Below are 12,812 nucleotides of genomic sequence, written 5' to 3' on the forward strand. Positions count from 1 at the left end.
CACCCGCTACGACAAGTTAGCCGTCCGCTTCCAGGCCGTCCTGACCATCACCATCATCTGCGAGTGGCTCTGACCGGCTTATGAAACACGCCCTAAATGCAAAGAGGTACACCGTTTCGGCGTTCAGGGTGACCGGCACCGGCCCGGTGCTGCCGAGTGCCGAGTGGATCGGCAGTTCTGCTCCCGAAGAGAACTCGGTCGGCCTGTACCGGCCCGGCACCGACTCGTGGATCCCGACCGGCCCGTGGATGACGGCCCGGCCGGGTACGGCCCGGGGCGAGTGGCAGATCTCCGTCATCGACGGTGTGACGCAGGGGCACCGGGGTAGGCCAGCGAAGCTGACCTACCAGCCGTTCGGTAACGGCGAGAAGTGGGAGACGGCAGCTGACGAGGACACCGACGAGCTGATCCGCCGATCGGCGGCACGATAGAGCTACCTCGAATCGAAAACCGGGCCCCCTGACGGGAGCGCGGCGATCAGGTCTGGCAGCCACGACCGCCCCCAGCACCGCCGAAGGAGATGGACGACCAGGCGACCCGCCCACCATGCGGCCGGCGGCTGATTGACGCCGGCCGGCACCGCTAGACTGGCGATCAGCGACCCGGTTTGCCATGGCCAGAGCAGGAGCGCCGATCGTCAGGGACGGTAGTCGTCGTGGAGAACGACGCGGGAGAACTCGTAGCCGTCTTGGGTACGCCAGTAGTGCAGCCGGCGCGCGGCGGCTGATTCCCGCTGCAGCGCCACTCGCCAACAGGTCGCACCATCGGCGCGGCGAACGTAGGGGCTGCCCGCGCTGCCACTCCGTAGTTGGTGCACGTCGCGCCCGGCGATGTGCTGTGCCTGACCAGTGAGCACCTCGACCACAACGGCTACGACCTTCTCCCTGCTGATGCCCTCCATTTGTTGAATGGAATCCAGGAAGTCGGGGGCCACCACATACGTGGCAAGCGGCTTGGTGGCCTTCTCGACGGCGGGAACGCGCTGTGCCCACTCACAGGTGACCTCGTAGCGAAACTGGTCCTCGGGATCGAGGAAGAGCGGCCCCTCCGCAGCCGCAGGTTGGTCGGCACGGCTCTGCGCGCTCTTGAGCTGCTTGACGAGCCGTTGCCGAGCTAAGTCGGCGCCGCGGTAGCGGGTCTGTAGCTGCCCAATGGACCGAGTCGCCTGCGTGAGCTCAGCCTCCAGGTCAGCGGCTCGGGCTCGTAGACCCGTCAGCTCGTCGGCTAGGGCCTTGCGGGTAGCCCGCTCGGCCGCCAGCTCGTTGCTCAGGTGTAGGACACGCGCCTGCTCCCGCGCTGACACAGCCTCGGCAGGTCGCGTCAGCACGGGTTGCTGCGGCGGGGCAAGCTGTCGGGCAAGGTCGGATGGGGTCGGCTGTCGCGGCGCCGTACTCCGTACGAGAGGCTTCGGTGGTGTAGTCGACGGCGGCGGTGCCGGTGTTGGGGGCGCCGCCGCGGCTGAGGGCTGCGGGGCGGGCGGACGCAGCCACGGCGGCCCGCCCGGAAGCAGACTCGGCGCGGGCTTCGGCCGCTCTTGGTCATCGACGTCATCCAACCGCATCCGCAGCGGCTCAAGCGCTACAAGGCGGCCAGTGACGATCTCGCCGACGCTGAACAGGCCGCTCAGCGTGTCGATGGGGTTGGTGGTTACCGCCTCCCGGCCGACCTCGACCGCGAGGCCGGGCAGCAGCCGCACGGTGACCGCGTCATCGGTGACCGCGGCCACCTCAGCCAGAACCACGTCACCGGTCTCGTACGCCTCGTTCACACCCTCCAGGGCCCTGGCGAGGTCGGTAAACCGCAGCGCAGCCCGCACGTCCAGGCGCCGCGAGTCCCGGTCGTAGCTGCCCGCGACTGACTGCCCCTTGACGAGCACCTGGTCCAGCGTCACGCCGGGAAGGGTCAACTCCTCCCACACCGTCGCCGCCGACATGTCTTCCAACGTGACCAGCGCCCGCGAACCGATGACGCCCTGCACCCGTCCCGACCGCTGCTGAGACTCCGAACGCGGGCGGGGCTCAACGAGTCCGGCTGCCATGGCCGCTTGCAGCGCATCGCTGATCAACTGATCGGTGATGCGTTTGCGGTCGTCTGGCGAGTAGGCGAACCGCAACCTGCTACGCCCAGGGTCAGAAACCCAGGCATGATCGACCGGGTACACCCGACCCGCGCCGCCGTACACCTGTGTCATGGTGGGCATCACCCGCGAGAACGCCCACGAGACGTCGCTCGTGGGCATCAGCACCACCTCGGCCAGGTCGCCGACCGCCTGCTTGATCTCGTCCGGATCACCGAACGGCTGGTCATACCCCGCCGGAATCGTCAGCACGACGACCGGCCACCGCCGCCCAGGCACCAACAACCGGTGCGCTAGCTCGCTGGCCTCGTCCTCCGAGGCGATGCGACCTACCTTCTGCCGCGGCGCATCAACGCCGGCTACCTCTCTGCTAGCCGAGCGCCCCATAGGACTCGACCACCTCTCCAGTTGAGTTGCATCGGCGGGTGTCGGTTATCGAAGTCACCACGCTCTGCGGGGGCCACGGCCCAAGGCGGCGACCAGAAGGGGTATGCGGAGCAACAGCCAGCTCCAAATCACCACACAGCGACGCCGATCAGCATGAGATCGTCTGCCCCGTCATTCAACGGCGCTCCGGCTATCGGCTGCAGGCCCGCTCCGACCACACCGTCGGCATCGCGTCGGAGCCAGAGCCGCCCTACCGCGGCGTCGCCGTCACGGCGGGCGAGGACGACACGACCTTCGTAAAGGTCGAGTTGTCCGGAGGTGACGGGCTCGAAGACCTCGCCGGGCGCCTCCGTCACCAGGAATCGGCGAGTCGCGGTAAGGGCGGGCCCGACGTCCGAGAGCGAGACCCGCAGCGCCCCGACGGGCGCTTGGTCGTGCTTACCGAGGAGGCGGCTGAGCACGTCCGCCGCCACGCCGCGACGTAGCTGCTCGTGGTGACGCTCGTTGCGGAACACCCGCAAGCAGCGGTAGCAGCTGGTCTCCGGGCCGCATTCACAGTCGCGGACCCGCTGCAGGGCATGGTTGAGTACGTCCCGCAGTCGCTCCGCGATGCGCCGGACGTGGCCGGCTCCCCCGGGCACGGTGTCGTACAGCATGATCACGCTGCGGCCGGCTTCGGTTCGGTAGACCGTCGCGTCGATGTCGTCGCGGGAGATCTCGAGCGCGCGCACCGCCCCCTCCACCAGTGCGTACGCGACCGATCGCCAGGCGTTGTCCTCGACTCCGATCACGACCGCACCGTCGAAGCTCAGGTCGAGGACGTCCGTCTGATATTTGTGGGCCAGCGACAGGTTCTCCATGCGGCCACGGCACTCGCGGCCGCTGAGTGGACTCTGGTGGTCAACCCGACCGTCGATGGCCCGGCGGGCGAAGCCACAGGTCGCGCAGACGAGGAAGCCGCGTCCCATCGCACCGTCGCTGATTGCCACCAGCTCGCCCCGGGCACCGGCCCGGATGGTGATCGCGCCTCCGGCGAGGTCCAACTTGTCCGCGTAGAGCTCAGCGCCGGGAGACACGACATGGGTTGCGCCGTGCCAGGCCCGGCGCGGCGCGCTGGTGGGTCGCCGGCCCGTACCGCGCGCCGCGACGAAGCCGAAGACGGGAATGGCGTACTGACGGGGTACGCCGACGAGGGCGGAGCCGCAGGCCGGGCACTCCTGGTCGAGGCGGTCGATCGAGTCGCGGTAGTGGCCGCATCCGTCGCACACCGCGTAGTAGCGTCGCTCAAGGTCGCGTCCGGGCAGCCGGTACAGGCCAGCCGACTGCCAGACCAGTCCCCCGGCGACGACCTCTGCACCGGGTGCGTACTCATAGATGGCCGACGAGAGGTCTCTGGAAAGCTCTAGTTGCTTGGCGATGGGGGCGTCCGCGAAGGCCAGCCGCAGCTCGACGGTGTCGACGGGAAACCCGTACTTGGGCAGGACGTTTCGGTTGGCAAGCAGCCCGAGCAGTTCGCGGCGAGTGATCGTGTTCATCACGCGGCCGTACCGCGCGGCCTTGTCGTCCTGGCGGGCGGTGAAGGCCTCCTGCCGCTTCTGCTCGTACGTGTCGACATCCTGCTGCAGCTCGACCCGGACCGACTCCAGCAGGTCGACCAGGTGCTCGACCCACTCTTCGGAGTCGACGCCGATGATGTCGCGCACCTCGGCCGGCAGCACCTGCCGCAGCGAGTCGGTGACCCGCCCAGGAACTGGGTTAAGGAAGTCGCGGACCAACGTGACTGGGGCGATCCCGTCGTCACCTGGTAGGAAGAACTCCCCTGCCGTCCGCCAGATGGTGCCGTGGGACCGAAATTGGTGCCGGAAGAATGCGGCGAGCGCGACGGAGTGGGCGTGCCGCCGATCAATCCGCACGTTGGTCAGGGGCACGTACGGCGCCCGGACCTCGCCGGCGATCATCCGGTCGGGCTCGGCGAACCGAGAGAGGTCATGCGAGCGGCGCTGGGCATAGGTGAGCACGAGCGCGGCTGAATCGGTTCGGCGGCCGGCCCGACCGGCCCGCTGGACGTAATTCGCGGTGGTCGGAGGCATGTTGCGCAGCATGACGGCTTGCAGCTCACCGACGTCGACACCGAGTTCGAACGTGGTGGAGCAGGAGAGGGCGTTGACTTCGCCGCGGACGAACTGCTGCTGGATTTCCGCGGCTCGTTCGCTGGTCCACTGGGCGGTGTGTTCGAGTACGCGCAGCGGCACTGGGTTCAAGTCCCGGTAGACGTTGCGGTAGTGGTCCGGGTCGGTGTCCACCGCAGGCGACGTCCAAGGTTCGAGATCGCCGGTGCAGGCCATGGTGGGGCAGGTGGCGCGCACGTTGAACGGGGTGAGCTTGCGGCACCTGCTGCACTGCCACATGGTCAGGCCGCCGACCGTAGGCGTGCAGGTGATCAAAGCGGAGTCGAGCTGATGGACCTGCCCGATGCCGGCTTCGGTGCCGGCGATCAGCCACTCGGCCTGTGGCCCCTTGGTCAGCAGGCGCCACACGCCCTCCAGCAGTTGGATCGGGTCCGCCTGCCGGTCGAGCCGAGCAAGCACGCGGGTCACGAAGTCGGCCCGCCGGTTGGTCCCCCTGGTCGGCAGCCAGCTGAGCACCTTGCGGCGCGCGTCGGAGCCAGTGCCGCGTACGTAGATCGGGCCGAGCCGCGGCTGGAACGCCTCGTCGCGGGGGTCCACTCCGTCAAGGGCGCCGACGGCGCCCTGGAGCCGAATCGATCGGATCAACTCCGCGAGCAGCGCCCAGACCTCCTCGTCGCTGAGGCCGAGGGCAAGCAGCGGCTGGGGTGGTAGCCAGGCAGGGTCGCGGGACATGTCCCAGGCGATGAGTCCCCTGCCCTCCAGGGAGTTGCGTTCGTCAACGCCGACAGCCTCGACCTGCGCCCAGAGGGCGACCTGCCTCTCCCGAGCCTGTCGGCTCTGCCGCCGTTCGAAGATGCCGTACCGGTCGGCTACTCGGGAGGTGTGGTAGACGACGTCGGTGAGGCGAACCTCGTCGTCGGCCGCCGCAGCGGCGACGGCACCCTCGTGGAGCAGCCGCCGACGCTGCACCCGCTCGTAGGAGTCTTCGAGGTACGGCGCGAAGTACGCCGCAGACTGCCGGCTGTCGCTGAACAGCAGCAGCTTGCGCCCGCCGCCTCGCAGGCCTTGCTGGACGGGATCGGAGGCCACGGGCAGCTTCTGATAGAGGGCGGTCGCCAGGACCGAGGCGGAGGCTTCGTTACCGCTGGCGAAGAGTCGGATTAGGCCGGCTCCGCGTCCACCGCACGCGAGGCAGGCCGTGAGCTCGTCGCTGCGCTGCCGTAGGAAACGAACGGCGCGCATGGCGCCGTCCGGGCAGCGCGGGCAGTTGGCCGCCTTACCGATCTGGAACACCCCGCACCGGGTGCACAGCGCGCCCAGCTCGCCGGCCGCCTGGGCAGCACCGCTGAACATCTCCTCGTCCTCGTCGGTCGCCACTTCGTCGACCAGCGCCATCCACACCTGCTGCTCGTCGCGGGAGCGGCGGGACCGGAACACGGTGAAGGTGCCGACCCGCTCCAGCGTGCCCATCAGGTAGACGGTGCCGCAGCGGCGGCAGGTGCCGAACTCGAAGGCGGCGTCGCCGCACCGTCCGCAGCGCTCGTGGCGGGTGAGACTGACGTGCGGCCCGTTGGCTCCGAGGCAGGCGAAAGCCCCTTCCGTCGCGCGGGCGAAGAGGTGGTAGCGGGCGGAGAGCACCGGTGTGCCGTCCTTATCGTGGACGCTGTTGGCCAGGGCGACCATCGACGCGGTCGCGGACGCGTCGCTGCTGGGGAACAGGGCCTGGGCGACCTCGTGCAGCGGTATCGGCCCGTGGGCGAGCAGCGCCTTGAGCCGGCGAACGCGCTGCTCGTACGCCAGTGCCTCGGCGGGGTCGTCCCCGGCGTACCCGTGCTCTCGGGCGAGGGCCACGACGGCACCGGCGGGGTCCGGCGCGTTTAGCAGTTTCTCGTACGCCGCGGCGGGCAGGGGTCCCCACTCGGGCCCGGGCGGCAGCTGGACCCGGTCGGCGGTGACGACATCCTGCCTCGCCTCATCGGCGGGGTCGTACTCGAAGGGGACGGGGAAGAGGGAGGCAGCGAAGTCGACCACGGCTCCCATGTCGCTACCGACGGTCGCGCTCGTCGCAATGCACTGCACCGGTCGGCCCGAATCCACCCGGTCGGCGAGTCGGCGCAGCAGCATCGCCAGCTCGGCCCCGCGAGCCCCGTCGTAGACGTGCGCCTCGTCGACGACGATGAACTGCCAGTGCCCGGCGTGTTCGCCCTCGAAGAGGTCCATGTCCAAGGGCCGCAGCAGCAGGTATTCGAGCATGGCGTAGTTGGTCAGCAGGAGGTGCGGCGGTCGCTGCTGCATCTCCTCCCGGCTGAGCAGTTCGTTGGGCAGCGGCCGCTCGCCAGGGTTCTGCTGCTCGAAGACCTCCACGGCCTCCCGGCGACTCCGGCGGGTCTCACCCGTGTACCGGCCATAGGTGATGTCCGGCGCCTCGGCCAGCAGGCCCCGCAGCCGCTTCATCTGATCGTTGGCCAGCGCGTTCATCGGGTACAGCAGCAGCGCCCGCACGCCAGGCCCGAGGCTGCCCGCCGCACGTTCGGCCATCAGCCGGCTCAGGATGGGGATGAGGAAGCTCTCGGTCTTGCCGGACCCGGTGCCGGTAGCGACGACGATGTTGCGCCCTGCGGTTGCCTTCCTGATCGCCCGCTCCTGGTGTTGGTAGAGCGGACGGTCCATGGCCAGTCCGGCGCCCAAGCTGGCGATGCCGGGAACGAGCACGCCCGCGTCGATGAGCTGCCGGGGTGTGGCGCTGGTGACGTAGGGCGGGGTCGCCTCGAGCAGTGGCCCCTTGGTGATCTCCTGGTTGATCGCGTCGCCGATCGCAGCTTCGAGCGCGGTCGCGAGCCGGGGATCCTTCGGCTCCACGAGGGAACGGAGATAGCGCCGGTAGGTGGAGACGATTGCGTCGCTGGTGGCGAGGGGGTCGAGGATCATTCGGCTGCTCCGGCTCCGGTCAGGAGGAACTCCGCGAGGAGAAGGTCGATGGCGACGAGACGGGGTGCGCTGCGAGCGAGCGTCGCGTGTAGGGGAAGGATTCGTGGCAGCAGCCCGGCCGGGGCCGCGTGCCCTCGGGCGGCCAGCCGCGCCACGAAGGCGAACGCCAGCGACAGCGCGGGGAGAGCGAGCCACCCTCGAGTCGGGTTGCGGGCTTGTAGCGCGGCTACCACTCGTGGCCCACCGCACTCGCCCAAGGGCTTTTGCAGGGCGCGCAGCAGCCCCTCCGCGTTGCTGGAGAGCCGTCCCAGGCCGGGCCGCACCCGTACCTCGAACAGGTGGCGGGCCGCAACCATCCGTTCGTCGGCGTCGAGCAGGCCGCCGGGAACGACGCGCATCGCCCGCCACACCCGGTCGCGTTCCTCGGCCGGCAGCAACGCGAACACCTCGGCCGACTGGTCGAACCTGCCGACCGTCTCGTACGGATCGGGGCGACCGGCGAGCAGGTGGGCCGCCACCTCCCCGCACACCGCGGCGATCTGTTCGCCCAGATCGGTTTGGGAGGCGATGTCAGGCAGCCGGTGGGCCGAGGCGAGCATTGCAGCCAGCGGGCTCGTCGTCCATAGCCGCGCCTCGTCGGCCGCACTGACGTACCTGCCCGGAGGCAGGGCGATCAGACCGGAGTGCACCAGGGGCGCGACCACCTGGTCGGCCGAGGCGCGGTGCTTGGTGAGCGCAGCCAGCGCGGCGGCGGGATGCGGGCGCAGGAGCGCCGCGGCGCCCCGGATGTTGGCCGTGACGCCACGGACACGGAGGTCGTCCGCGCGCGGGTAGAGGTCGAACAGCAGCGGCGCGATGTCCGGTAGGTCGGGCAGGGCACCTGCTCCGGCCAGGTACGCCGAGACCGCCTCACCCGCCGGGTCCTGGCCGGTCGGATGCCACTTCAGCTCGGCGAGGTCGAAGGCATTGTCGGGGCCAGGCCACTCCGGCCAGTCCGACGGCAACCACGGATCCTCGATGCGCAGCAGCGCCACGAGGGGCCCCGCCGCGGTGATCCGGGTGGGCAGTGGGTCGCTGACCAGGTCCGCGCCGAGGCGTGCGAGGTACGGCGGTTCCCACGGCGCGTACACCTGGTACAGCGCGGCCGTCAGCCCTTCGGCCCGCACGCCGTCGACCAGCACCAGCCGGTCGTCCTCGAAATGCACCGCGCTGGCGAGGCGTCGAGGTACGCAGCGCGCCGCTGGGAAGTCATGCCCGTCAAAGCGGACATCGAGCTGGGCGAGCCCGTGGGCGCCGACCGTGTCGGCGATGGCCGCGAGCGGGAACCGGGCCATCGGCTGCCCATGAGTCGCTCCAGACGGAACAGTTTGCAGCTCGCGGCCCCCGGAACGGACGATCAGCCGCGCGTCCGCCGCCCGCGGCAGCCGCACCAGCAGTTCGCCCTCACCGATCGTCTCGGTGTCCAGACGCAGTGGCTGCAGGGACCATTCGCCGCGGCTGCCTCCGCCGAGCCGTTGAAGCGCCATGTGGGCGGGCGTTACCCGTACGGTGGTCGCGCCGCCCGGGCTGTCGAGCTGCAGCTCGACAGCGGTGTCGGCGGGGCCTAGGTGGGTCATTGGGGGCGTTACCGACAGGTCGGGCAGGGTGGCGTCGGCTCCTACGGTGGCCGGTTCCAGCCCGTCCGCCGTGATCTCTCGCCAGGCGGGGTGGGAGATGACGGACAGCCCTTCGGCGAACTCCAACGTGCGGGCCAGGCCGCGGCCAAGCGGACCCCGAACGGTGATCTCGTAGGGGCCGACCAAGGGGCGGGCAAGGTCCCGCCACGGGTCGACCGTCGTGTCTCGGTCGGCGGAGAGGCTCTCGGTATGCAGGAGCTGACCGGAGCCGGGTCGGCGGATCCGGATCGACCAGTCGGTGCTCACGCCGGGCTCGGTCGGCAGGGTCAGCCGCGGAGCCGTCGCGATCACCGGTGCGCCGGCGAGGCTGCTCACTCCGGGCAATGGCTGGGCGAGCTGCAGTTGGGCGCGGCGGGCACCCTTGACCCGGCGGGGCGTTCCGCCACCAAGCCGCAGCTGCGACACCTGGCGAAGGTCGGCGCGGCGCAGCGTCCAGCCGAGCCAGCCGTACGGGGCCGGCACGTCGTACGTGTCGACCAGATCGCCATCCACCTGCAGCTCGAGCGGCCCACCGCCGTCACTTTCTTGTGGATACAGCAACCAGACCGGCTCAGGCGGCAATCCGGCGGTCGCCGGCACCCGTCGGCCGTCCTCGGTGAAGACCAGCAGGGGATCCCGCGGGTCGACAACATCCTGCTCGTACTCCTGGTCGTAGCCGGCCAACTCCACCGTCACCTGGCGGGCAGGGCGGGCGATGGCTACCGCCGTTGCGGGTGCCGTCTCGCTGGTGCCGGGCCAGCGCGACTGGCTGACGACCGACTCGACCTCGCCATCGAAGCGCAACTGCCACATGACGCGACCGTCCGGTGCGTCGTGGACCGGCGGCAACCACACCATCAGGCCACGGCCGAACGGCTCCAACTCCAGGTGGGGGCGCTGCTGCGCCGCCACCGCAGCCAATGCCATGCGCTCCGAGCTGCCCGTCCAGTCGAGCTGCTTTGCCTCCCCAAGGGCGTGGGCCTTGGCAATCAGATGTGGGGAGAGTCCGAGTCCGTCGGCGGTGAACCCCGGCTGCCGCAGCCGTTCCAACAGGTCGAGGCAGCGGTCGACAAGGTCCGCCGCGTAGTCCTCGCCGCGCTGGATGAACCGCTGCACCGGCTTGTCGGTCCCGTTCAGGCGCGACTCACGGCCGGGCGCGAGCGCCCAGGCGAGGAAGCTCTCGCCAGTGAGTCCGGGCTCGCGGGCCTGGCGGTGCAGGAGGAGATTCAGCAGGTCACCAAGGCAGTACGCGGGGACCCCGGCATGCATGAGGATCTCACCGACGTAGACCTGCGGCAGACCAGGGAACCGGGCCAGCCGGAAGTAGTCGAGGTTGAGGCGGAAGGCCCTCCCCCAGAACGTCTGATCGACCTGGCCCGGCGCCTCGTTGTGGACGGCGCTCCAGTAGTCGCCGTGTTCGTACCCGACGGCACCGATTCCAGCCAGGCCGACGACCAGGCACGCGGGGTAGTGACGGGTGAGCAACCGCTGCCGCTCTAGGGGCTTGCAATACCAAAAAGCCCGCCCCAGGGCGCGGATGACCTCTTTGGCGTGGTCCTCCGGTGCGTCAATCTCGGCGACCAGCGACACCGCGCGCAGGGCTGGCGCCCACTCGGCTTCCCGGAGCCGAAGTATCTCGGATGCGTGTGACACGGTCTCCCTCTTCTGGATTGGGGGTCGTCAGCGCGGTAGGGCGACTATGCAAGCAAGCCGAGGCGTGTTCAAGACCAAACCGACGCCTCAGCATCCGCCCTGCCCGATCGGTCATTGAGGTGGGCCCGGTCGGCGGCAGCGGTGAACAGGTCAGGTCTGACGTCGCCCCACTCAGGGGAGTGAGATCTGGCGGCGGTGACTTCGCCCGTCTGGCGGGCCGGTCACCTGGCGGGCAGGTGGCCGGCGCGGCACTCGGATCACTGGATTTCGGACGCGTCAGGCCGTGCCCGCCCGGCCGGTGGGGGGCGCAGCTGGACCATGTGGCGCCGGCGTCGGCGGCGAGGCGGGCGGTGGTGACGTGGTGGTAGCCGAGTGCGGTGGCGACGATCGGGGCGGGCATGTCGAGCACGTGCTGGCGGATCGCGGCGGTGCGGCCCGCGGTGGTGGGGACGCCGAGCTCGTGGATCAGCGGCGACAGGGTGCGGGGCTGGAGCGGCCGGCCGGCGCGGCGGCCCGGGAACAGCCAGCGTGATTCGCGGTTGGTGCGGTCGCGCTCGGGCAGCGCCGCGGCGGCCGGTCCCTGGGCGGCCGACAGCTCGAACCGTGGGCTGAGCCGGTGTCGACGTCGGCCTGACCGCAGTCGGCGAGCGCGCGGTCACGGGCGGCCAGCCACTCGAGCAGGTCGGCGACCTGGCTGATCTGCTCGCCGGCGTAGCGGCGCACGGCCGGGGTGATCGGCCGAGTCTCGGCGCGAGCCCGGAGCCGTGGGCAGGACGTGCCAGGTTGCGAACCGGCGCAGGAGCTGGCGTAGTGATCTGCCGTTCGGCGAGGCTGTGAGGCTATTGGTCTAGCCGGTGACGTCCTTGATGGCCTCGTAGAAATCGGGGTCGTTGGTTCGAGGTATGAGCGCGTTCCGGTTTCCGGACCACAGGTCGGTCCGCAACGGGAAGGTGCATGTGGTGTGCCATCGTCGCCGCCCCCAACGTTGTGGCAGGACGAGCACCTCTACGGTGGCGGTGTAGGGACCGTCCTTCAGTTGGGTCTCCGGGGTGTCCCACTGGAACTCGATCACCCGCTCGACCGACTTGCGGCCCTCGACGGCGAACGGCATCGCGTACTGCCGGTGCTTGTCCGATTCTGGATAGACGGACCCGTGGAAGGCGATCCAGAACATGCGTTTGGGCAGCGCCTTGTGGTCCGGGGAGTCCTCGTCGCCGGCGCCGCCGCTCAGGCGCAGCTTGATGTCGGCGACCACGAGGGAGGCGGGGGCCGGGTTGTGGAAGACCAGGGGTATGTAGAGCACGATCTTGTTGCTGGTGATGGCGCCGCTAAACACGTGCCCTGTCTCCACGCGCAGGCGACCGCGGCGGACCTGCATCCACCAAAACGATGCGAGCGTAAAGATCAGCGCGGTTACGGAGATAGCCACCGGCGGAGTGATCCAGGCGTTGGTGGCTCCGAGGAGCGGAAGCGCTGCATCCATGCGCTGAAGTGTTTCGGGCGCCCGCAACTCGGTCGTTGAGGAGGCCCGCGCCGCTCGGCGACCGGGACGCTCCGGACTACGTCGCGGCCTTCATCGATACCGCTGGCGGAAGCTGATCACCGAGCGCGACGTACCTGGACGCCACGATCACGGGCGAAGTGGTCTACCTCGAACTCGACCACTGCCTTTGGGTCCTGGCCACACCGCTGTGCGGCCTGCCGATCCTGGCCCAAGCCGACGCCGCCATCATCGAACTGCTCAGGAGGTAGTCGCCGAGCCAGGCCGACGTCGGCCTCTTCGCCGACGGGACGACAGGTTGCTCCACTGTCCACCGGTCAACTCGTGAAGACCAGGACCAGAGAGCGCCAAGGATCCTGCTCGCATTCAGGCTCGTCGAAACACCTGGTGTAGCGACAGCTGGCAACGTCTGCAGCGCTTGACGCGGAATTAAGGGACCAAAATGCCGCCCCATCCAAGACGCAGACGAAGCGGCAGGTCAG

At 69.7% G+C, this 12,812-nt stretch carries 5 protein-coding genes; 1 reads left to right on the top strand and 4 read right to left on the bottom strand.

The genetic code is table 11. The features are described 5' to 3' along the window. The first annotated feature begins 128 nt into the window (after window positions 1-128). Window positions 129-431, top strand: a complete 303-nt coding sequence (locus tag AB0B20_RS25225; RefSeq protein WP_357473961.1) for a hypothetical protein — start codon at window positions 129-131, stop codon at window positions 429-431. Window positions 432-637: 206 nt separating this feature from the next. Here the strand turns inward: AB0B20_RS25225 and AB0B20_RS25230 are convergent, their stop codons facing one another. From AB0B20_RS25230 to AB0B20_RS25245, 4 genes are all read right to left on the bottom strand, one after another. Continuing rightward, window positions 638-2,329 (bottom strand): hypothetical protein, encoded by a 1,692-nt coding sequence (locus AB0B20_RS25230; protein WP_357473964.1) that lies wholly within the window; start codon window positions 2,327-2,329, stop codon window positions 638-640. Window positions 2,330-2,592: 263 nt separating this feature from the next. Beyond that, a complete protein-coding gene (locus AB0B20_RS25235) occupies window positions 2,593-7,521 on the bottom strand; it encodes a DEAD/DEAH box helicase (RefSeq protein WP_357473967.1) in 4,929 nt (1,642 codons plus the stop codon). Beyond that, window positions 7,518-10,766: a hypothetical protein gene (locus AB0B20_RS25240; RefSeq protein ID WP_357473972.1), complete on the bottom strand. Its 3,249-nt coding sequence runs from the start codon at window positions 10,764-10,766 to the stop codon at window positions 7,518-7,520. Before AB0B20_RS25240 ends, AB0B20_RS25235 begins: the two co-directional genes overlap by 4 nt. A 910-nt stretch (window positions 10,767-11,676) precedes the next feature. Beyond that, entirely contained in the window at window positions 11,677-12,312 is a 636-nt protein-coding gene (locus AB0B20_RS25245; RefSeq protein WP_210891810.1) for a hypothetical protein, read from the bottom strand. Window positions 12,313-12,812: the final 500 nt, after the last annotated feature.

Origin of the sequence: Micromonospora sp. NPDC049151 (assembly GCF_040648395.1) — a bacterium.
Taxonomy (GTDB): Bacteria; Actinomycetota; Actinomycetes; order Mycobacteriales; family Micromonosporaceae; genus Micromonospora.

Excerpts from the sequence above, each read along its gene's own strand:
- AB0B20_RS25235 (WP_357473967.1), bottom strand. The coding sequence starts at position 7,521 with ATGATCCTCGACCCCCTCGCCACCAGCGACGCAATCGTCTCCACCTAC.
- AB0B20_RS25245 (WP_210891810.1), bottom strand. The coding sequence starts at position 12,312 with ATGGATGCAGCGCTTCCGCTCCTCGGAGCCACCAACGCCTGGATCACT.